Source organism: Bradyrhizobium sp. WSM1743, from assembly GCF_000473065.1.
Taxonomy (GTDB): domain Bacteria; phylum Pseudomonadota; class Alphaproteobacteria; order Rhizobiales; family Xanthobacteraceae; genus Bradyrhizobium.
Window position 1 is genome coordinate 1 of record NZ_AXAZ01000102.1, and the last position, 21142, is coordinate 21142.

Below are 21142 nucleotides of genomic sequence, written 5' to 3' on the forward strand. Positions count from 1 at the left end.
CCCACACATGTTGAACTTCGGCGTGAGGCTTCAGCCTCGCGCCGCAGGCCGAAGCTTGCTCGAGAACGGAAGATGGACCTGATCGATCGATCATAGACACGAGGCAAAACTCCGCGGGACCCTATGGTGCTCGACACCGCCTTCCTGTTTGGAACTCGTGCTGTGTACCCCATCTTGGCAGCGGTCATGTGCGACCGCATCAAAGACCGGACATATGGCCGCAATCGCTTCGATCACAACCAGCATTCCGCCTCTTGCCAGCAGGGGGCCGTCCACATATGGGTCCCGGCTCTGCGCAGCAGCGCAAGAGCGCTGCAGCGCGTCCGGGACACGAGAACCGGGCCGGGACGACAGCGGTCGCCGAAACCGCCTTGACTTCGGCCACATCTCCGCAGAAAGAGCCGGGGCCTTAGGCATGATTTGGCCGGCTGCCACGAGCGCACAAGCCAAACCATTGAAGACGCTACACTTCTTTCCGCCACCCCAACTCGCTTCGCTTCTAAAGCCCCGTCCCCCTATATTGAGTTGATGCAAGACCAGATGCGCAGCTATCTCGACTTCGAAAAGCCCGTCGCCGAGCTCGATTCCAAGGTCGACGAATTGCGTGCGCTCGCCGCCACCGGCACCGACATCAGCGACGAGATCGGGCGGATCGAGGACAAGGCGGCCCAGGCGCTGGCCGACCTCTATACGAACCTGACGCCGTGGCAGAAGACGCTGGTGGCGCGGCATCCGCAGCGGCCGCATTTCAACGACTTCATCAAGGGCCTGATCACCGAATTCACCCCGCTCGCCGGCGACCGCAAGTTCGGCGAGGACGAGGCGCTGGTCGCCGGCTTCGGCCGCTTCCGCGGCGAGCCGATCTGCGTGATGGGCCAGGAAAAGGGCGATTCCACCGAGAGCCGGATCCGGCACAATTTCGGCATGGCGCGGCCGGAGGGCTATCGCAAATGCGTGCGGCTGATGGAGATGGCCGAGCGCTTCGGCCTGCCGGTGCTGTCGCTCGCCGATTCCGCCGGCGCCTATCCCGGCATCGGCGCCGAGGAGCGCGGCCAAGCCGAGGCGATCGCGCGCTCGACCGATGCGTGCCTGGCGCTGACCGTGCCGAACGTCGCCATCGTCACCGGCGAGGGCATGTCGGGCGGCGCCATCGCCATCACCACCGCCAACAAGGTGTTGATGCTGGAGCACGCGATTTACAGCGTGATCTCGCCGGAGGCGGCCTCCTCCATCCTCTGGCGCGACGGCACCAAGGCGCAGGAAGCGGCCAACAACATGAAGATCACCGCCCAGGACATGCTCCGCTTCGGCGTGATCGACCAGATCCTGAAGGAGCCGGTCGGCGGCGCCCATCGCGACCCCGCCGCCATGATCGCCACCACCGGGGACGCCATCGCGAAGGCCTTTGACGAGCTCCGCGGCCTGGACGACGATGCGATCCGCAAGCAGCGGCGGCAGAAATTCCTCGATATCGGCCGGAAACTGGGCTGATTCGCCTCGGTTTTCGTTGTCCCGGACGCGCTGCAGCGCCCTTGCGCTGCGGCGCAGAGCTGGGACCCAGGAGCCCCCAGAGCGCGCCGCCCAGCCTAGGCCCCGGCTCAGCAGCGCACCGCGAAGGGGCGCTGCGCTGCGTCCGGGGCACGAGACCGCCCGGGGCGCGGCCCACCCCAGTAACCCCGCATTAACCCTTTTTTTGCCCAAATCGGCGATCTCAGTCCCGATGGGCCCAAAAGGCCCAAGTTAAGTCCCAAGTCGCGTCCATTTAGTCTCTGTTGACCATGCCGCTGGGCCAACGCCCTCGTGATCCCCGCTCGGGTTGCGACCACATGACCCAGAGGTTAGAATTTTAATCAATGGCTTCAGGGCATAAGCGCTGGAGCGTGGTCTGAAAAAGGCCCGTTGCGACGGGCTCCGGGTACCCGGTCGGATCATGCTTCAAAAGAATTGGGGTTCGCGCGCATTGCCCGGCACGGTGTGGGGTCCATCTTGATTTCTCGTTCGCTTGCTCGCGCGCTCTTGGCTTCGGTTGCGCTGATGACGGCCGGCGTTCTGCTGACCGGCTGCGACACCGACCAGGTCTCGCTCGCGACCAACGCCAAGGCCAATCAGCCGGTGCCGCCGAAGCTGATCGCGGCGATGGCCGAGAAGGATATGGATCTGCAATCGCCGATCCTGGTCCGCCTGTTCAAGCAGGAGGCCGAGCTCGAGGTCTGGAAGCAGACCCGCTCGGGCCAGTTCGCGCTGCTCAAGACCTATCCGATCTGCCGCTGGTCGGGCGATCTCGGTCCCAAGGTGCGCGAGGGCGACCGTCAGGCGCCGGAGGGATTCTACTCGATCAATCCGAGCCAGATGAATCCGCAATCGGCCTACTACCTCTCCTTCAACACGGGCTACCCGAACGCGTTCGACAAGGCGCTTGGCCGCACCGGCTCGCAGCTGATGGTGCACGGCGATTGCTCGTCGCGCGGCTGTTACGCCATGACGGATGAGCAGATCGCGGAGATCTATTCGCTCGGGCGCGAATCCTTCTTTGGCGGCCAGAAGGCGTTCCAGCTGCAGGCCTATCCGTTCAAGATGACACCGGTGAACATGGCCAAGCACCGGAACAATCCGAACATGCCGTTCTGGAAGATGATCAAGGAAGGCTATGATCATTTCGAGGTGACGCGGCAGGAGCCGAAGGTCGACTTCTGTGAGAAGAAGTACGTCTTCGACGCCGCGAAGCCGGCCGACGCCAAACGCGATCCCGTATTCGACGCCTCGGCGAAATGCCCGGCCTATGTGATCCCCGAGGACATCGCCAGCGCCGTGCGCGAGAAGCACGCGAAGGACGAAGCCGAGTACGCCAGGCTGGTTGCCAAGGGCACGCCGGTGGCGCGCATGAACACCGGCATCGACGGCGGCATGAACAAGATCTTCGCCGCCAAGATTCCGGAAGGCTCGACCGGCCTCTCCGAGAGCGCCGAAGGCACCACGCTGCAGATGCTGGCGATGGCGAAGGCGCCGGGCACGATCCCCGGCCACGTCAATCCGCCCAAGCCGAACCTCGATGCGGTCGCGTCCGCGCCCGCGCCGCAGGAAGAGCCGGTCGTCGCGGTGAACGCGCCCGCCGCCAACACGCGCGTCGCGGCAGCAGCTCCAGCCGAAAAATCCGGCGGGTTCTTCTCGAATCTCGGCCGCAAGATGGGCCTCGGCACCGCCGACACCACGGCGACGACCACGCCTGCGCCGCAGGCCACTGCGTCCGTGACGCCGACCCAGACGTCCACGACGCCGCCGACCGCAGCATCCAGGCTGAAGGCCGCAGTGACCCGCTTCGTGCCGGGGCATGACAAGTCTAAAGATGCGGCGAAGGACGCGCCAAAGCCGGCTGTCGCCGCCGCCAAGCCGGCAGAGTCGCCGAAGCCGCAGCCCGACACGCGGCTTGCCCAGACCCGGCCGGCGCTGAAGCCGTCGGTCTCGGACGGCGCGGGTGACAGTACCCCGATGATGGCCGGCGCCGCGCCGGTGGTGTCGTCGAACTCGTTCGAGAGCCGCTTTGGGGCGGTGAAGTAGGGGCGGCGCGCCGCGCTTCGGTCTTTCACGATCGAAGATGTCTCCCCGTCACCCTGAGGTGGCCGCTTCTTCAGCGGCCCTCGAGGGGCGACGGCCCGGCTGGCAGCTCGGCCGTTCATCCTTCGAGGCTCGCGGCACGATGCTGCGCATCGCGCCACTCGCGCCTCAGGATGACGGGACTGGTTGGATGCGCACTCTGCGATAGGCTTGAAGACAGCGGCTCGGCCGCATCCCTACGGCGCCAGATACCGCATCAGCTCCGGATTGCTCCTCACCTGCCCCGCCTCGCCTTGCAACGCGACCCGGCCGCGGTCGAGCACATAGGCGTAGTCGGCGACGCGGAGCGCCAAGTCGAGGTGCTGCTCGACGATGATGACCGCGATTGTCTTCGCGAGCTCGATCAGACGTTCGGTGATCTCCTCGATGACGCCGATCCAGACCCCTTCGGTCGGTTCGTCCAGCAACAAGAGCTTCGGATCGCCCAGCATGGCGCGACCGATGGCGAGCATCTTGCGCTCGCCGCCGGAGAGGGTGCCGGCGGGCTGGTCGAGGCGCTGGCCGAGCTTTGGGAAGATGGTCAGCACGCGGTCGACCGCGGAAGCATCCTTGCTTGCGAGCGAGCCGACCGCGAGATTGTCGCGCACCGACAGGCGCGCGAACACCGAATGCTCCTGCGGCACGTAGCCGATGCCGGCGCGGACGCGCTCCTGGGTGGCGCGGCGGCTGATGTCGCGGCCGTCGAAGGCGACTTCGCCTTTCCACGCCGGCAGCTCGCCGACGATGGTCTTCATCAGCGTGGTCTTGCCGGCGCCGTTGCGGCCGAGCACGGCGACGCCGCCGCGCCAGGGGATGCCGATTGTGACGTCGAACAGGACCTGGCTGCGGCCATAGCCGGCGTCGAGATGCTTGATGTCCAAAAATTCAGGCACGGCGCAGATAGATCTCCTGGACGGATGTGTTGGCCTGGATCTCCGACACCGTGCCCGAAGCCAGCACCTTGCCCTGGTCGAGCACGGTGAGGCGGTCGCAGATGTCGCGGATGAAATCGAGGTCGTGCTCGACGATGACGAGCGAGCAATGTTTTTTGATCGGCTGCAGCAGCTCGCCGGTGACGCGGCGCTCCTCCAGGCTCATGCCGCCAGTGGGCTCGTCCAGCAGCAACAGCTTCGGCTTGCCGGCGAGCGCCATCGCGATCTCCAGCCATTGCTGCTGGCCGTGCGACAACGCTGCGGCCGCATCGAAGGCTCGATTCGCGAGGCGGAACTGCGTCAGCATGGACATGACCTGATCGTGCAAAGTGCTGCGCGTACGCGAGAGCACGAGGTCGAACAGCGAGCACTGCGCCTGCAACGCGAGCAGGATGTTGTCGTAGAGCGTCAGCGTCGGCAGCACGGACGTGATCTGGAATTTCAGGCTCATGCCGGCGCGCGCCCGCTCGGTCGGCGTGAACGCAGTGATGTCCGTGTTGATGAAGGAGACTTTTCCCTGCGTCGGCACCTCGGCGCCCGCGATGCACTTCATCAAGGTGCTCTTGCCCGAGCCGTTCGGGCCGATCAGGCCGTGAAACTCGTTCTCACCAACTGTGAGCGCCGCACCGTCGAGCGCGGTGAGCTTGCCGAAGACCTTTTTGATGCCGGCGGCTTCAAGGAGCGGCATTGCGCTTCTCCTTGATCTTGGCGCCGAAGCTGCCGACGCGTTCGCGCTCGCCCAGCACGAAGCTGATCAGGCCGAGCGGCCGGAACAGGATCACGAGCAGCAAGAGCAAACCCAGAATGATCGGCCAGATATCGCGATAATTGTCCGAGAGCCAGAAGCTGACGCCCTCGACGATCACGGTGCCGATGACGGCGCCGATCAGCGTGCCGGAGCCGCCGAACAGCACGTAGAGCACGACCTGCGTCGAGACCACGACGCCGACCATGTTGGGCCAGACGAACCCCTCGTGGAACGCGTAGAGGCTGCCGGCAAGGCCTGCGATGGCGCCGCCGACGGTGAAGATGATCGCTTTCAGGTGCTGCGCCTTGTAGCCGAAAAAGGCGATGCGCTGCTCGTTCTCGCGGAGGCCCGCGAGCGCCAGGCCGAACTGCGAGCGCACCAGGAAGCGGCAGAGCAGGTAGACCACGACGAGGATGCCGAGCACGAGATAATAGAACGCCGGCCCTTCCGTGAAGTCATAGCCACCGAGCGACATCGGTGCGATCGAGGGAATGCCGTTCTGGCCGCCGAGATAGTACCAGCCGCGCGCCAGGCGATCGGCGGCGTAGGAGCCGGTCAGCGTGCCCAGCGAGACGAAGATCACGCTGGAGGGGTGTCGCCCGAGCAGCAGGAAGCCGCCGAGCAGCAGCGCGAAAGTGAGGCCGATCAGCGTGCCTGCGGGCAACACCAGGAAGATGTTGGTGATGTCGAGATCGCGCGCGAGCAGCGCGACGCCATAGCCGGCCGAGCCGAAGAACAGGGCCTGGCCGAAGCTCATGATGCCGGCATAGCCCCAGACCAGATCGAACGACAGCGCGAACAGCGCCAGGATGATCACGCGCGTCGCGAACACCGTGAGATAGTCCTGCAGCACCAGCGGCGCGAGCAGCGCCGCGAGGAGCACGACGCCCTCGACGATCGGCAGGATTTTTCGCGTCGTCTCTCGTTCTGACGGCGCGTGTTCGATCACCGGAACGTCTGTCTCATCCCCGACGTCGACCTGGACGGCTTGCTTGGCTGCACCCATTGATTTCAGCATTCCGAGTTAGACATGGTGAAGTCGGCGCGCTCCGCGGTTCACCTCTCCCCAACGGGGAGAGGTGCAATCCGGGTGAGGGGCCGCGGCATGCGGCGAGACTGCAACCTCACCCGGATCGCATCTTGCGATGCGATCCGACCTCTCCCTACGGGAGAGGTGAAGAGAGAGCGCTCAGGCGCGCACTGGTCCGGGAGAAGCGGCATCCGGCCTCAGCATTCCTTGGGATCGACGAGGCCGTTGCTGCGGGCGACGATCTCGTAATTCCCGCCCTTGGCGACCGCGGTGTACATCTTCATCTTGCAGTGCCGCTTGCCCGGCACCATCTCGGCAGGTCCGCCCGGACCTTCGGCAATCTTGGCGTGGTCGAGCGCGGCCGCAACCTGCTCGCGGTCGATCTTGCCGGCTTCCTTCACCGCGGCCTCCCACAGCTTCAGGCCGCGATAGGTGCCGGTGGCCGCGCTGCCGGCGGCGAACAGGAAGTTGCCCGGAAAGTCCTTCTCGTAGGCCGCCTGGATCTTGGCGTCGAACGGGTTCTCCTTGGTCAGCACCTTGAAATAATCGAGGCAGCTGGCGAGGCCCTCGATCTCGGCGGCCTGATTGATGTTGAGCGTGTTCTCGTCATAGTAGACGCAGGCGAGCCGCCCGCCGTTCTTGAGGAAGCCTGCTTCATAGAGCTGCTTGAAGAACGGACCGACGCCGGGCGGAATGACGGTGTTGAAGACGACGTCGACCTTGTTGGAGATGATGCGGTTGACGGTCGCGGAGAAGTCGACCTGGTCGAGCGGGTAGTATTCCTCGAACACGACCTCGCCGCCGTTCTGCTCGATCACCTTGCGGGCATAGACGTTGAGCGTGTGCGGCCAGACGTAGTTGGCGCTGGGCAGCGCGAACTTCTTGCCGCCGTTCTTGATCAGCCAGGGGATGAACTCATCGCATTGCTGCGCCGGCGTCGGCCCGGTGCAGAACAGATAGGGCGTGCACTCCTTGCCCTCATAGAGCTGCGGATAGATGTAGAGCGTCTTGCCGCGCGCCACGATCGGGTCCTTGATCGCGTTGCGCATCGAGGAGGTGATGCCGCCGAGCACCATGTCGACCTTGTCGCGCTGGATCAGTTTTCGCACGTTGCCGACCGCGACGGATTCGTTGGATGCGGTATCCTCGATGTAGAGCTCGAGCGGACGGCCGAGCAGGCCGCCGGCCGCGTTGATCTCCTTGATCACCATCTTGGCGACGTTGGCGTCGGCGTTGCCGGCATAGGCGATCGGACCGGTGAGATCGGTGGCGATGCCGACCTTGATCGGGGCCTCGGCCGCATTGGCCCAGGGCGCCGGGATCACCCAGCTGCCGACGCCGGTAGCGACCGCGCCTGACGCAAAAGCGAAATTGGAGAGGAAACGGCGGCGTGAAAGCTGAGGACGATCGAGCATGTGATTAAACCCCTTTTCCAGCGATGAGGCCCTGCGGGCGGAATTTGATGAAGACAATGGCGAGCACGAAGACGAGGACGTCGGCGACGACGGGCGCCATCACCCATGGCAGCGCGGCACTGAGCGTGCCGATGACGCCGGCGCCGGCGACCGGGCCGATGAAGGAGCCGACGCCGCCGACCATGACCGCGACAAAGCCCTGGATCAGGAAGCGCAGGCCGAGATCGGCAAACAGGCTGAACACCGGCACGATCAGCGCACCGGCAAGACCGGCCAGCGCCGCACCGAAGGCAAAGGTGGCGCCGTAGATCAGCGGCGTCGAGATGCCCGATGCGCGCGCCAGCGACGGGTTCTCCAGCGTGGCGCGGACGCGGAGGCCGAAGCTCGTGCGCGAGAGCAGCAGGTAGCAGCCGCCCATCACCAGCAGCGTGATGACGATGATGGTGAAGCGCCAGGCCGAGATGTGCATGGCCCCGATGTCGATCGAGCCGCCGATCGGCTCGGGCACGGTGAGATAGAAGCCGCCGATCAGGCCGCGCACGGATTCGCGGATGATCAGGCCGAGCGCATAGGTGCCGAGCATGGCGACGATGGGCGCGGCGTAGAATCTTCGGATGATCAGCGCCTCGAGCACGAAGCCGAGCGCGCCGACCACGAAGGGCGCTGCGACCATGCCCGCCCAGATCGGCAGGCCCTTGGCATAAGCGAGATAGGTGATGTAGGCGCCGAGCAGGACGAACTCGCCCTGCGCGAAGTTGAAGATGCCCATCATGCTGGCGATGATCCCGAGCCCCAGCACGATCAGGACGATGATCGCGCCGAAGCTCAGGATCTCGAACGCCGCGACGAACGCGTTAGCCATGCGTGGCGTTTCCGTCGACTCGCATCAATCCCTCCTCACATCTTCTTCCAGTCGCCGATCTGCTCGAAGGCATGCGCGGCGCGGTAGATGGTGGATTCCTCGAACATGCGGCCGACCAGCATCAGCCCAACCGGCAGGCCGTCGACCATGCCGCAGGGCAGCGACATCGCGGGATGATGAGTGATGTCGAACGGCGCGGTGTTGGAGATCATCTCGAGCGCGCGGGCAACGTATTCCTCGCGGCTGGCATTGGGCTCCGGCAGCTTGGTCGCCTTCATCGGCGTCGTCGGCAGCAAGAGCAGATCGTACTCCCCAAATGCCTTGTCATAGGCCGCAGTCAGCCGGCGCGAGATATTGAGCGCCTTGCCGTAGAAGCGTGGACCGAAATTATTGTTGATGTAGGTCCCGAGCATCATGAACAGCTTCGTGGTCTCGGACAGCGAGTCGGCCTGCCCGCGCCAGCCGCGATGGAAATCCATCAGCGAGGTCGAATAGAGATCGCCGCGGCTGAGGCCGTAGCCGTCGCCGAACATCATGGTCTGGGTCAGGCCTTCGGTGCCGATCGGGGTCCAGATCGCGGGGCCGATGAGGTGCATGGGGATCGATACCGTGTCGACGGTTGCGCCGAGATCCTTGAAACGCTTGGCGGCCTCGCGCACGCTTTCATTCACCGCAGCCTCTGCGACCGGCTGCTCAAAACCTTCCTTGAGGATGCCGATCTTCATGCCCTTGACGCCCTGGCCGAGTGCCTTGGTGTATTCCTCGACCTTCGGCGCCTTGATCCTGGGATCGTAGCCGTCGTCGCCGGCGAGCACCTCAAGCAACAGCGCATTGTCGGCGACCGTCGCCGTCATCGGGCCGGTGTGGTCGACATAAATCTCGATCGGCATGATCCCGGTATAGGGCACGAGGCCCCAGGTCGGCTTCATGCCGTAAATGCCACAGAACGAGGACGGCATGCGGATCGAACCGCCCTGGTCGCCGCCGATCGCCATGTCGACCTCGCCGAGCGCGACCACAACGCCGGAGCCCGACGACGAGCCGCCAGCCGAGTACCCCATCTTGTGTGGATTGTGCACCGGCCCGTAGGAGCCGGTGTGGCTGCCGCCGGACAGGCAGAAGTGCTCGCAATGCACCTTGCCCTTGATCTCGGCGCCGGCATCCAGCATACGCGTGACGATGGTGGCGTCGAAATCAGGCACATAGCCTTCCAGCGTCGACGAGCCGTTGGTCATGGGCACGCCGGCCAGCATGATGTTGTCCTTCAGCGCAACGGTCTTGCCCTTCAGCTTGCCGCTGGCGGCGCCCTTCACGGTCGACTTGCGATACCAGGCATTGCGCGGGTTCTCCTCGGCCGAGGGCCGGTAGCCTGGCGTGCGCGGATATTTCACCTCCGGCACCTCGTCCGGCATCGCGGCGACGAGATTGTAGGCTTCGATCGAGCCCAGCATCAGGCCGCGGAACGAGGCGACGTCGTCGTCGGACAGCGAAAGGCCGCATTGCTCGGCGACATCGCGAAGTTGGGCGGGCGTGGGAAGGACAACTGTCACGGCGCTCTCCTCTGAGGCTTCTTGATCCCTGGCGTTGAACGGAAGCCGCTTCCTCGCGCCTGCACGGCGCGGGCCAACCGGCTTCACATCGTTACTAGAGACGGAAATATTTTCCTTTTCAAGTATTATTTCGCGAGATCGCTGCGGCGTATCGGCAGCCGTCTCTCAGAGCGTCTTGATAATCCTGAAGTCGAGACCGTCGGCTTCAGCGAGGTACATCGGCATCTCGGCGCGGCCATCGCGAAGCGTCACGGGACCGCGGCCCGCCGAGTAAACGGTGTTGCGCGCGGCCTTCAGCAGCGGACGAAAGGCCAGCGAGCCGGCGCGGTTGGCGACCGATTCCAGGAAGCGCAGCCCCTCATAGTTCGACTGACCGACGGAGCCGACCGGCGGCGCGTTGGCACCGAACATGGAATAATAGGCGCCGAGGAACTCGTCATTGGCGCGCGAGACCAGGCCGTTGAAATAGCCGGAGGCGCAGAACAAATTCTCGGTGTTGTCGGCGCCGATGCCGAGCAGCACGGTCTCGTCCATCGCACCGGCAAGCCGCAGCGTCGAGGGGGCAAGGCCCGCTTCGGCGAAGGCGCGGTTGAAGGTGATGCTGTCGGTGCCGATCAGCGAAATGAGCACCACATCCGGCTTGGCGGCGCGGATGCGCGCCAGATGCGGCTCATGATTGTCCTCGCCGACCGGCACGAACTCCTCGCCGACGACCTGGCCGCCCGCTTCCTTGATGTAGCGCTTCACCGCGCGATGCGACTGCCAGGGCCAGACGTAATCGCTGCCGATCAGGTACCAGCGCGCCGCCTTCTTGACCTCCGCCAGCCAATGGATCGCCGGCCGGCTCTGCCAGCGCGGCGTCTCGCCGATCGCCATCACGCCCGGCGTGCGCTCGCCGCCCTCATAGACCGGGGTGTAGATATAGGGGATGCGGTTGCCGGTGACCTTGCGCAGCGCGACGCGGACCGCGCTGATATGCGAGCCCATGATGAGATCGACCTCGTCGAAGGCGATCGCCTGCTCGGCGCGGCGCACCACCTCGTCGATCGGCCCGCCGGAATCGTAGATCGACAGCTCGAGCTCGCGGCCCAGAATGCCGCCGCGCTTGTTGATCTCGGCGACCGCCAGCATCGCGCTGTTGGTGGAGGTCGGGCCCCAGATCCCGGGCGAACCGGTGAAGGTGAGAAAATTGCCGATGCGCAGCTTGTTGCGCGCGCCGCGCCGCTTCATGAAATGCGCATCGACCGGAGACAGGTCGAAATCCGCCGCCGATGACGACAAATTCCTGAACAGCAGGGACGGCGGCAACGCCGGGCCGCCGTGAGCCGGGAAGTTTACCGTCGCGCGCACGCCAACTCCTGTCTGGGACCAGACCTGAAAGCACATTGAGCAGGCGGCCGCGGCTTCCGCCCTTTTGTTGGGCAATGATCCTATTTTGAAAATATTGAATATTCAACAATTGAAGTGCATATAGATGCAGCATTGATTGCAAGACATTCACTCAATTGGGTCAAGACGAAGTCTTAGCCGTGGCAAAACCGCCGAAAGAAAACTCCCCGATCACCGAACACCTCGCCTACCTGCTCGCGCAAGCTAACCGGGAGATCAACCGGCAGCTCGAACTGCGGTTGAGCAAGGAAGGCGTGCCGGTCGAGCAATGGCGCATCCTGAAAGTGCTGTCGGATGGCGAAGGCCATTCGATGGGCGAGCTTGCGGACGCCGTGCTGCTCAACCATCCGACGCTGACCAAGATGATCGACCGCATGGTCTCCGACACGCTGGTCTATCGCGTGCAGGACCCGGGCGACCGCCGCAAGGTGCTGATGTTCATCTCCGACCGCGGCAAGGTGCTGTGCAAAAAGCTCAACTCGCTCGCGGTGGACCAGGAGGAGCACATCCTGGAGAGCTACGGCGACAAGTCGACGAGCGAGCTCAAGCGGCTCTTGGAGAGCTTGATCGATAGCTCGAATTGAGGCGGGGCCGCTCTCGCGTGACGCAACCAGCCCGATCTGGCGCGCGCCTTGCGCCACACCCACAACTGTCATCGCCCGATTTAATCTGGCGATCCAGTATTCCAGAGACGGTTGTGATTGAGCCGAGGAGCCGCGGCGTACTGGGTCGCCCGGTCGAGCCGGGCGACGACAGTGGAGAATGAGGCGCGAGAATCGCGCCTCGCGCCCGCGTAGCTAGCCGCTAAGCATACCGCCCGTGGCAGTGCTTGTACTTCTTGCCGGAGCCGCAGGGGCAATCCTCGTTGCGGCCGACCTTGCCCCAGCTGGCCGGGTTCTTCGGATCGCGCAGCGCGGCGTCGGTGTGCTGCGGGGCCAGCGTGACGCTGGCGAGCGCCATCTCGTCCTCGCCGGTGTTCGGGTCGAACTTGTGCGCTTCCATTGCAGGCAGCATCGGGGCTTCCTGCTCCGGCGGGACGATCTCGACGCGCATCAGCTGCGCCGTGACGGCCTCGCGCAAATGCGCGCTCATCTCCTGGAAGAGGTTGAAGGCCTCGGTTTTGTATTCCTGCAAAGGATCGCGCTGGCCGTAGCCGCGCAGGCCGATGACCTGGCGCAGATGGTCGAGCATGATCAGGTGCTCGCGCCAGAGATGGTCGAGCGTCTGCAACAGGATGGTCTTCTCGACGTAACGCATCACGTCAGGACCCCATTGCGCGACCTTGGCCGCCATATGCTCGTCGGCCTTGGTCTCGATGCGCGTCAGCAGCTCCTCGTCGGCGATGCCTTCTTCCTTGGCCCATTCGTCGACCGGCAGGTCGAGATCGAGCACGCGCTTCAATTCTTCCTTCAGGCCGGCGACGTCCCACTGCTCGGCATAGGCATGCTCGGGCACGTGCTTGGCGACGAGGTCGTCGATGAAGGCGTGGCGCATGTCGGCGACGGTCTCGGCGACGCTCTCGTCCTTCATCAGCTCGACGCGCTGATCGAAGATCACCTTGCGCTGGTCGTTCTGGACGTTGTCGAACTTGAGGAGGTTCTTGCGGATGTCGAAGTTGCGCGCCTCGACCTTCTGCTGCGCCTTCTCCAGCGCCTTGTTGATCCAGGGATGGATGATGGCCTCGCCCTCTTGCAGGCCGAGACGCTGAAGCATGCTGTCGAGACGGTCCGAGCCGAAGATGCGCATCAGATCGTCTTCCAGCGACAGGAAGAATTTCGAGCGGCCGGGATCGCCCTGACGGCCGGAACGGCCGCGCAGCTGGTTGTCGATGCGGCGGGATTCGTGACGCTCGGAGCCGATGATGTAGAGGCCGCCGGGCTTCTTCACGGTCTTGGCGGGCTTATTCCCCTTCGCCGGCTCGACCTCGACGGTCTCCTCGGCCTTCAGCACGATGTCGCGGAAGTGCTCGATATCGGTCTTGATCTGCTCGATCCTCGATGCCTTCTCCGCTTCGTCGGTGATTGCGGCGGTCTCCTGCTGGATGCGCATCTCCAGCGAGCCGCCGAGCTTGATGTCGGTGCCGCGGCCGGCCATGTTGGTCGCGATCGTGATCGCGCCGGGCACGCCGGCTTCGGCGACGATATAGGCTTCCTGCTCGTGGAAGCGCGCGTTCAGCACCGCGAACAGCTTCGCCGGCTTGCCCGCGCGGGCGGCGGCATAGAGCTTGTCGAGCGCGCTTTCCTTGCCGAAATCGATCTGCTTGTAGCCGTTCTTCTTCAGGAATTCGGCAAGCACTTCCGATTTCTCGATCGACGCCGTGCCGACCAGCACCGGCTGGAGCCGCGAATTGGCACGCTCGATCTCGGCGAGGATGGCGGCGTATTTCTCCTGCTGGGTGCGATAGACCTCGTCGTCCTCGTCGAGACGCGCGACCGGCAGATTGGTCGGAATCTCCACGACCTCGAGCTTGTAGATGTCGAACAATTCGTCCGCTTCGGTCGCGGCCGTGCCGGTCATGCCCGCCAGCTTCTCGTACATGCGGAAGTAGTTCTGGAAGGTGATCGAGGCCAGCGTCTGGTTCTCGGGCTGGACCTGGACGTGCTCCTTGGCTTCCAGCGCCTGGTGCAGGCCTTCCGAATAACGGCGGCCCGGCATCATGCGTCCGGTGAACTCGTCGATGATGACGACCTCGTTGTCGCGAACGATGTAGTCCTTGTCGCGGGTGAACAGCGTGTGCGCGCGCAGCGCCTGGTTGATGTGGTGCACGACGGAGACGTTCTCGACGTCGTAGAGCGATTCACCCTTGAGCTGGCCAGCATCGCGCAGCAGCGTCTCGATCTTCTCCATGCCGGCTTCGGTGAGCGTCACCGTGCGCTGCTTCTCGTCGACCTCGTAATCGGTCTTGTCGAGCTTGGGCAGGAAGCCGTCGATGGTGTTGTAGAAATCCGAGCGGTCGTCGAGCGGGCCGGAGATGATCAGCGGCGTGCGCGCTTCGTCGATCAGGATGGAGTCGACCTCGTCGACGATGGCGAAGAAGTGCGGCCGCTGGACCATGTCCTCGAGCCGGTACTTCATGTTGTCGCGCAGATAATCAAATCCGTATTCGTTGTTGGTGCCGTAGGTGATGTCGCAGGCATAGGCCGCCTTGCGCTCGGCATCGTCGAGACCGTGCACGATCACGCCCGTGGTCATGCCGAGGAAGCCGTAGATCTGGCCCATCCAGCCGGAGTCGCGGCGGGCGAGGTAGTCGTTGACGGTGACGACGTGGACGCCCTTGCCGGCGAGCGCGTTGAGATAGACTGCGAGCGTCGCGACCAGCGTCTTGCCTTCGCCGGTCTTCATCTCGGCGATGTCGCCCTCGTGCAGCACCATGCCGCCGATCAGCTGGACGTCGAAATGGCGCTGGCCGAGCGTGCGCTTGGCCGCCTCGCGCACGGTGGCGAAGGCGGGGACGAGGAGGTCGTCGAGCGTCTTGCCGTTCGCAAGCTGCTGCCTGAATTCCGCGGTGCGGGCCTTGAGTGCCTCGTCGGAGAGCTTTGAAAGCTCAGGCTCCAGCGCGTTGATCGCGGTGACGCGGGACTGATATCCCTTCACCCGCCGGTCATTGGCGGAGCCGAAAAACTTGCGGGCGAGCGCGCCGATCATGCTTAGTTCCTGTGTTCGCGATTTAACCGCGTTGCAGCCAAGAAGTTGTCACCCGCCTGCCTATCAACTCACCGTGACGCCTCGCGGCGTCAGAGCCCGGACTGCGGGGGTCATCCGCCATATGGGTGGGAATTGGGCAAGTCTGGGTTCAACGGCCAAAAACGCAGCAAAATAAACGCCATCGCCATGGTCGCGACCGGGCAGAGATATGGCCCAGTCAGGACCTTGTCAACGGCGGGCGCATTGCGGCTAATTCATCATTTTGACAGACTTTTCGCGTTGCCAAGCCCCCCTGAATTGGGCGAGTGTCCGCCCCGCTCGAGCAGCCCCCTGCTTCAACATAAGGATTTTCCATGACCACCTCGTTCCCGGTAACCACCGGCCAGCGCTTCCGCCATGCGTCCGCCCTGGCTGGCAGCCTCGCTCTGGCGCTGTCCCTGGCGTTCGCGGGCCCGCTCCGGGCCGCCGATGATCCGGTGCTGGCGAAGGTCAATGGCGCGGAAATCAAGAAGAGCGACGTCACCATGGCCGAGGAGGAACTCGGGCCGAGCCTCGCCCAGATGGACCCGGCGACCAAGGACGAGAACGTCCTGTCGTTCCTGATCGACATGAAGATCGTCAGCAAGGCTGCCGAAGACAAGAAGCTCGCCGACAGCGAGGAGTTCAAGAAGCGCCTGGCATTCGCCCGCAACCGGCTTCTGATGGACAGCCTGCTCGCCAATGAGGGCAAGGCCGCCACCACGCCGGACGCCATGAAGAAGGTCTATGAAGAGGCCTCCAAGCAGATCACCGGCGAGCAGGAGGTGCGCGCCCGCCATATCCTGGTCGAGACCGAGGACGAGGCCAAGGCGGTGAAGACCGAGCTCGACAAGGGCGCCGATTTCGCCGAGCTCGCCAAAAAGAAGTCCAAGGACCCGGGCTCCGCCGATGGCGGCGACCTCGGCTTCTTCACCAAGGAGCAGATGGTGCCGGAGTTCTCGGCCGTCGCTTTTGCGCTCGAGCCGGGCAAGATCTCCGATCCCGTGAAGTCGCAGTTCGGCTGGCACATCATCAAGGTCGAGGAAAAGCGCAACCGCAAGGCGCCGGACTTCGAGCAGGTCAAGGCCCAGATCGAGCAGTACGTGACCCGCAAGGCCCAGGCCGAGTACGTCGCCAAGCTGCGCACCGAAGCCAAGGTCGAGCGGCTGGACCAGCCGGCGGCGGATGCGTCGAAGGACGTCAAGTCCGATGCGAAGCCGTCCGACAGCAAGATGGCGCCGCCGGCGAAGAAGTAAGAATTCGCTGTCACTTCGCGGACGCCAAGAGTATCTAACGTCGCAATGGCCGGGGCTCCCCCGGCCATCTGCATGTCCAGACCCTACCAAGGCGCCCGCGATGTCCTCCTCCGTCTCCCCCCTCGCCCCCAAAAACGTCCCTGATATGCCCGTGATCGCGGGCGTCCGTCTTGCGACGGCCGAAGCCGGCATCCGCTACAAGAACCGCACCGACGTGCTGCTGGCGGTGATGGACAAGGGCACTGCGGTCGCCGGCGTCTTCACCAAGTCCAAGTGCCCCTCGGCGCCCGTGGAATGGTGTCGCGCCAGGCTGAAGGGCGGCAAGGCGCGCGCGCTCGTCGTCAATTCGGGCAATGCCAATGCCTTCACCGGCAAGACCGGCCGCGCTTCGACCGCGCTGACCGCGAAGATCGCCGCCAAGGCGGTCGGCTGCAGCGAGAGCGAGATCTTCCTGGCTTCGACCGGTGTCATCGGCGAGCCGCTGGACGCGACCAAGTTCGACGGCGTGCTCGGCCGCCTCGCCGAAACCGCCGAACCCGGCGATTATCTCGCCGCGGCCAAGGCGATCATGACCACCGACACCTTCCCGAAGGTCGCGACCGCCACCGTCAAGCTCGGCAAGGCCAAGGTCACCATCAACGGCATGGCCAAGGGCGCCGGCATGATCGCCCCCGACATGGCGACGATGCTGTCCTTCATCTTCACCGACGCGCCGATCGCGCCCGCGGCCTTGCAGGCGCTGCTCAAGAGCGGCGTCGAGGACACTTTTAACGCCGTGACGATCGACGGCGACACCTCGACCTCCGACACGTTGCTGGCTTTCGCGACCGGCGCAGCCGCCGAGCATGGCGCACCGAAGATCAGCCGCGCCGGCGATCCCAGGCTGATGGCCTTCGTCAAGGCGTTCAACCAGGTGCTCGCCAACCTCGCCGAGCAGGTGGCGCGTGACGGCGAAGGCGCGCGCAAGCTGGTCGAGATCACGGTCGAGGGCGCCAAGACCAAGGCCTCGGCGCGCAAGATCGCGATGTCGATCGCCAACTCGCCGCTGGTGAAGACCGCGATCGCCGGCGAGGACGCCAATTGGGGCCGCGTGGTGATGGCCGTCGGCAAGGCCGGCGAGCCGGCCGATCGCGACAAGCTCTCGATCTCGTTCAACGGCATCCGCGTCGCGAGGAACGGCGCGCGCGATCCGTCCTATGACGAGGCCCAGGTCTCGGAAGCGATGAAGGCGCCGGAGATCGCGATTCTGGTCTCGCTCGGCCTCGGCAAGGGCCGCGACCGCGTCATGACCTGCGACCTCACCAAGGAATATGTCGCGATCAACGGGGATTACAGGTCGTAGCTTTTGCAACTCCCTCCCCGTCATCCCCGCGCAATGGCGAAGCCATTGTCGCTGGAGGCGCGAGACACGCGGCGCAAATGCGCCGCGGGGCGCGCCTCGAAGGATGCACGGCCACCGCGGCCACCGCGTGGAAAGAGCCGGGCCGTCGCCCTTCGAGGGCCGCTGGAGAAGCGGCCACCTCAGGGTGACGGGGGTAGATTTGGCATCACCCCGAGATCCGCGCGTCGGCGACCGCCTTCTTGAACAGCGCATTCATGGCGTCCGCGATGCCCTGCGTCGGGCTGACCTCGAAATACAGACCTGGCGAAGCGCAGTTCTGCATGTTCTGTGCGATCTGGCTGTTCGGCGACGGGCCATAGGGACCGGTGTTGAACGGATCGATCCATTTCATGTACCAGGCGTTGGTGGGCAGTGCGAGATAGGTCGTGTACAGCACGGCGATCTTGACGCCCCGATCCTTCATCGTCTTGCAGAGCGCCGCATTGAGCGGCGACTGGCAACGCGTGCTGCCCGAGAGCGGTTTCAGACATGCGGTGTTGTTCTCGTCGGCGACCCCGTCGGACACGAAGAACAGGTATTTGAGCGGGCTGGACGACGTGCCGCTTCCGGGGGAGCTGATCTCGCCGTTGATCGCAGGAAAGATAGCGGTGAATGCCGTGTCCTGGTCGTTATTCTCGTTCTGCCCGTTCACCGACATCAGGTCGATGTTGCCGGCCGCCGACTTGGCGCTTGAGAGAGAGGCCGACAACGAGAACAGACTGCGCAGACCGAGTGTGCTCGCGGAGCCGCCGAAATCATAGATCGCCATTCTGAACTGGTTCGAATAGGTTTCGGTTGCGCTCGCCGTATCCATCAAAGACTGGGTTGCGCTCCGAAGCACGTCGATCCGCGTCGTCACGCCGAGCTTCTTGGCAAGGTCGTAGTAGTTGTTCGTGTTCTTGAGATCGTGGCAGGCGAACGCGCACTTGTCCGACGTGTTGTTGACCATCGTCTGCACGTCGGTCGGCGTCGCGCCGACGCCCATCGACGGCGAATTGTCGAGCAGCAGATAGAAGTCGATATACAGCGGCATGCTAGCCGTCGCCTTCGACGTCCCGCTCATCGTCAGCGCGGTTTTGCCGATCACACCGAGGAACATGGTGTTGATGCTAGCGGTGAACGAGACCGTCGAGGTCACCGTCGAGCCGCTCTTGACCATCGTGGGCGTGAGGCCGTTCAGCGTGTAGCCGGTCAGGTTCGCAACGTTGGCATTGAAGATGTTCTGCGCGTCGGAGACGCCGGCCGGGATCGTGCCGTCCGAGGTCATCGAGCCCGCGGCGGCAAACCCGGGCGAAGCCTTGGCGATCGAGCCGACGCTGGCCGCATCGGCCGCAGCCTGGAGCTTGGAACGGATCTGCGTCGCACGGGAGTAATCGACCGCGCAACCAACAACCGTGATCAGGGGGACGCAGGCGAGCGCGAAAATCACTGCGATATTGCCGCGCCGGTCATTGACGAACCGGCGGAGGATGATGGAAAGCGCAGCGCGCATGGGTCGGCCTGGAGTGGTTTAAGGAGTTCCCACTCTAGGAACCGTCGATTAAATATGACTTATGGGCACCGCAGAAATACGGGGCGCAACAGGGTTAACAAACCGTTGCGGACGATCTTCAGCGAGCGACAGACACGCATGGCCGATCTCAAACTGACACTGGTGGTGGCCTGCGCGCTGGTCGACGCCGACAAGCGCGTCCTGATCGCGCAGCGCCCCGAGGGCAAGGCGCTGGCGGGCCTGTGGGAATTCCCCGGCGGCAAGCTAGAGCCGGGCGAGCGGCCGGAGCAGAGCCTGATACGCGAGCTCCATGAGGAGCTCGGCATCACCGTCGCCGAGCCGTGCCTGGCGCCGTTGACCTTCGCGAGCTACGGTTATGAGACCTTTCACCTCCTGATGCCGCTCTACATCTGCCGGCGCTGGGAAGGCCTGGTCACGCCGCGCGAGGGCCAGAACCTCGCCTGGGTCCGCGCCAACAAGCTGCGCGACTATCCGATGCCGCCCGCGGACATTCCGCTGATCCCGCATTTGATTGATTTGCTGATGTGAATTGCGCTTGCATCGTCATTCCGGGGCGCGCGAGCGAACCCGGAATGACGGCACCAGTGGTCTATCTCTCTCCCGCCTTCTTCACCGCCTCCGCCAGGCTCGCTTTCGCCGACCCTGGCTTCAGCGGCTGCTGCTGGCTCGCATGCGGGGCCCAGCCGGAGAGCCAGATGATGTCGAACGTCGCACGGATGCGCCCGTCGGCATCGGCAAAGCGCTCGGCGTAGATTTCGGCCATCCGCAGCAGCGTCGCGCGCCGGCTCGGCGTGCGCCGCCGCTCGATCAGCACGTTGGCCGCGCCCATGCGGCGAAGATCCTGCATCAGCGCAAACGCACTGCCATAGCGCACCACGACACGGTCGACGTCGGTCACCGGCAACGCGAAGCCCGCCCGCTGCAGCAGCGCGCCGATGTCGCGAAGGTCAGCGAACGGCGCAACGCGCGGCGACACACCGCCCTCGCATTCGGCTTCCGCCGCGGCAAAGGATTGCCTCAGCTCGGTCAAGCTGTCGCCGCCGATCATCGCAGCAAGCAGCAGGCCGTCCGGCTTCAGCGCCCGGCGGACCTGCGCAAGCACGCCCGGCAGATCGTTGACGAATTGCAGCGCCAGCGCGGAGACGACAAGATCGAGGCTCTCAGGCGCGAAAGGCAGGTTTTCCGCGCCGGCCGCATCAATCGCGATCCGCGCGATCGATGGAAGCCGCGCGTGTAGGACTTTGAGCCCTTCGCCGGGCGTCCAGAGATCAGCCGGCGCGTGAAACTCACGCATCACTGCGGCCAACCGGTCTGACATATCCTCGGCGACCCGATCAAGAAGGAAGCTCACGGCACCTTGCGCCTGCGCACGCCGCTGCCGTGCGTGCAGCAAGGCTCGATCGAACAAGGCGGGCGGGTTTTGTGGGTTCTGGGCCATGCCGCTGGTTACGCCGATCTCCACGGTTCTGGCAACGCTCTCGTGTCCCGGACGCGCTGCAGCGCTCTTGCGCTGCTGCGCAGAGCCGGGACCCATATGTGGACGGCCCCCTGCTGGCAAGAGGCGGAATGCTGGTTGTGATCGAAGCGATTGCGGCCATATGTCCGGTCTTTGATGCGGTCGCACATGACCGCTGCCAAGATGGGGTACACAGCACGAGTTCCAAACAGGAAGGCGGTGTCGAGCACCATAGGGTCCCGCGGAGTTTTGCCTCGTGTCTATGATCGATCGATCAGGTCCATCTTCCGTTCTCGAGCAAGCTTCGGCCTGCGGCGCGAGGCTGAAGCCTCACGCCGAAGTTCAACATGTGTGGG

The 21142-nt window shown here is 64.4% G+C and carries 16 protein-coding genes; 6 read left to right on the forward strand and 10 right to left on the reverse strand.

What is annotated here, in order from left to right; genetic code table 11:
• The first annotated feature begins 528 nt into the window (after nucleotides 1-528).
• Nucleotides 529-1491: an acetyl-CoA carboxylase carboxyltransferase subunit alpha gene (locus tag YU9_RS0135785; RefSeq protein WP_027577041.1), complete on the forward strand. Its 963-nt coding sequence runs from the start codon at nucleotides 529-531 to the stop codon at nucleotides 1489-1491.
• A 543-nt stretch (nucleotides 1492-2034) separates the two neighbouring features.
• Complete coding sequence (locus tag YU9_RS0135790; protein WP_051380635.1) at nucleotides 2035-3555, forward strand: murein L,D-transpeptidase family protein; 1521 nt, start codon at nucleotides 2035-2037, stop codon at nucleotides 3553-3555.
• A 233-nt stretch (nucleotides 3556-3788) separates the two neighbouring features.
• Here the strand turns inward: YU9_RS0135790 and YU9_RS0135795 are convergent, their stop codons facing one another.
• The 7 genes from YU9_RS0135795 to YU9_RS0135825 all read right to left on the reverse strand — a co-directional run bounded on the left by YU9_RS0135795 (nucleotide 3789) and on the right by YU9_RS0135825 (nucleotide 11478).
• The gene (locus YU9_RS0135795) at nucleotides 3789-4484 is read right to left on the reverse strand and encodes an ABC transporter ATP-binding protein (protein ID WP_027577043.1); all 696 of its coding nucleotides are present in this window, start codon (nucleotides 4482-4484) and stop codon (nucleotides 3789-3791) included.
• Nucleotides 4477-5211 carry an ABC transporter ATP-binding protein gene (locus YU9_RS0135800; protein WP_027577044.1) on the reverse strand — a complete coding sequence of 245 codons (735 nt, stop codon included), beginning with the start codon at nucleotides 5209-5211 and terminating at the stop codon, nucleotides 4477-4479. Before YU9_RS0135800 ends, YU9_RS0135795 begins: the two co-directional genes overlap by 8 nt.
• Complete coding sequence (locus YU9_RS0135805; RefSeq protein ID WP_027577045.1) at nucleotides 5198-6289, reverse strand: branched-chain amino acid ABC transporter permease; 1092 nt, start codon at nucleotides 6287-6289, stop codon at nucleotides 5198-5200. Before YU9_RS0135805 ends, YU9_RS0135800 begins: the two co-directional genes overlap by 14 nt.
• Nucleotides 6290-6498: 209 nt before the next feature.
• Entirely contained in the window at nucleotides 6499-7716 is a 1218-nt protein-coding gene (locus tag YU9_RS0135810; protein WP_027577046.1) for a substrate-binding protein, read from the reverse strand.
• A 4-nt stretch (nucleotides 7717-7720) separates the two neighbouring features.
• Nucleotides 7721-8578: a branched-chain amino acid ABC transporter permease gene (locus YU9_RS0135815; protein ID WP_027577047.1), complete on the reverse strand. Its 858-nt coding sequence runs from the start codon at nucleotides 8576-8578 to the stop codon at nucleotides 7721-7723.
• Nucleotides 8579-8613: 35 nt separating this feature from the next.
• A complete protein-coding gene (locus YU9_RS0135820) occupies nucleotides 8614-10128 on the reverse strand; it encodes an amidase (RefSeq protein WP_027577048.1) in 1515 nt (504 codons plus the stop codon).
• 165 nt (nucleotides 10129-10293) lie between these two features.
• Nucleotides 10294-11478 (reverse strand): substrate-binding domain-containing protein, encoded by a 1185-nt coding sequence (locus tag YU9_RS0135825; protein ID WP_027577049.1) that lies wholly within the window; start codon nucleotides 11476-11478, stop codon nucleotides 10294-10296.
• A gap of 179 nt (nucleotides 11479-11657) precedes the next feature.
• Here YU9_RS0135825 and YU9_RS0135830 point away from each other — a divergent pair, with 179 nt between their 5' ends.
• Nucleotides 11658-12101, forward strand: coding sequence for a MarR family winged helix-turn-helix transcriptional regulator (locus tag YU9_RS0135830; RefSeq protein ID WP_027577050.1), 444 nt, complete (start codon nucleotides 11658-11660; stop codon nucleotides 12099-12101).
• A 220-nt stretch (nucleotides 12102-12321) separates the two neighbouring features.
• On the opposite strand, the gene secA is transcribed toward YU9_RS0135830, so the two are convergent.
• Nucleotides 12322-15162: a preprotein translocase subunit SecA gene (secA, locus tag YU9_RS0135835; protein WP_027577051.1), complete on the reverse strand. Its 2841-nt coding sequence runs from the start codon at nucleotides 15160-15162 to the stop codon at nucleotides 12322-12324.
• Between the two features lie 353 nt (nucleotides 15163-15515).
• On the opposite strand from secA, the gene YU9_RS0135840 reads away from it, so the two are divergent.
• Both YU9_RS0135840 and argJ read left to right on the forward strand, forming a co-directional pair.
• On the forward strand, nucleotides 15516-16436 hold the full coding sequence (locus YU9_RS0135840; RefSeq protein ID WP_027577052.1) for a peptidylprolyl isomerase: 921 nt from the start codon (nucleotides 15516-15518) through the stop codon (nucleotides 16434-16436).
• A 100-nt stretch (nucleotides 16437-16536) separates the two neighbouring features.
• Complete coding sequence (argJ, locus tag YU9_RS0135845) at nucleotides 16537-17778, forward strand: bifunctional glutamate N-acetyltransferase/amino-acid acetyltransferase ArgJ (protein ID WP_027577053.1); 1242 nt, start codon at nucleotides 16537-16539, stop codon at nucleotides 17776-17778.
• A gap of 205 nt (nucleotides 17779-17983) precedes the next feature.
• Here the strand turns inward: argJ and YU9_RS0135850 are convergent, their stop codons facing one another.
• Complete coding sequence (locus YU9_RS0135850) at nucleotides 17984-19309, reverse strand: TadE/TadG family type IV pilus assembly protein (RefSeq protein WP_027577054.1); 1326 nt, start codon at nucleotides 19307-19309, stop codon at nucleotides 17984-17986.
• A 138-nt stretch (nucleotides 19310-19447) separates the two neighbouring features.
• Between YU9_RS0135850 and YU9_RS0135855 the strand changes: the two genes are divergently transcribed.
• Nucleotides 19448-19858 (forward strand): (deoxy)nucleoside triphosphate pyrophosphohydrolase, encoded by a 411-nt coding sequence (locus YU9_RS0135855; protein WP_027577055.1) that lies wholly within the window; start codon nucleotides 19448-19450, stop codon nucleotides 19856-19858.
• A gap of 61 nt (nucleotides 19859-19919) precedes the next feature.
• Here YU9_RS0135855 and YU9_RS0135860 read toward each other — a convergent pair whose 3' ends face one another.
• A complete protein-coding gene (locus tag YU9_RS0135860) occupies nucleotides 19920-20768 on the reverse strand; it encodes a methyltransferase domain-containing protein (RefSeq protein WP_027577056.1) in 849 nt (282 codons plus the stop codon).
• Between the last annotated feature and the right edge of the window lie 374 nt (nucleotides 20769-21142).

Coding starts and splice junctions, on each gene's coding strand:
- YU9_RS0135785 (WP_027577041.1), top strand. CDS start 529: ATGCAAGACCAGATGCGCAGCTATCTCGACTTCGAAAAGCCCGTCGCC.
- YU9_RS0135790 (WP_051380635.1), top strand. CDS start 2,035: ATGACGGCCGGCGTTCTGCTGACCGGCTGCGACACCGACCAGGTCTCG.
- YU9_RS0135800 (WP_027577044.1), bottom strand. CDS start 5,211: ATGCCGCTCCTTGAAGCCGCCGGCATCAAAAAGGTCTTCGGCAAGCTC.
- YU9_RS0135805 (WP_027577045.1), bottom strand. CDS start 6,289: ATGCTGAAATCAATGGGTGCAGCCAAGCAAGCCGTCCAGGTCGACGTC.
- YU9_RS0135810 (WP_027577046.1), bottom strand. CDS start 7,716: ATGCTCGATCGTCCTCAGCTTTCACGCCGCCGTTTCCTCTCCAATTTC.
- YU9_RS0135815 (WP_027577047.1), bottom strand. CDS start 8,578: ATGGCTAACGCGTTCGTCGCGGCGTTCGAGATCCTGAGCTTCGGCGCG.
- secA (WP_027577051.1), bottom strand. CDS start 15,162: ATGATCGGCGCGCTCGCCCGCAAGTTTTTCGGCTCCGCCAATGACCGG.
- YU9_RS0135840 (WP_027577052.1), top strand. CDS start 15,516: ATGACCACCTCGTTCCCGGTAACCACCGGCCAGCGCTTCCGCCATGCG.
- argJ (WP_027577053.1), top strand. CDS start 16,537: ATGTCCTCCTCCGTCTCCCCCCTCGCCCCCAAAAACGTCCCTGATATG.
- YU9_RS0135850 (WP_027577054.1), bottom strand. CDS start 19,309: ATGCGCGCTGCGCTTTCCATCATCCTCCGCCGGTTCGTCAATGACCGG.
- YU9_RS0135855 (WP_027577055.1), top strand. CDS start 19,448: ATGGCCGATCTCAAACTGACACTGGTGGTGGCCTGCGCGCTGGTCGAC.
- YU9_RS0135860 (WP_027577056.1), bottom strand. CDS start 20,768: ATGGCCCAGAACCCACAAAACCCGCCCGCCTTGTTCGATCGAGCCTTG.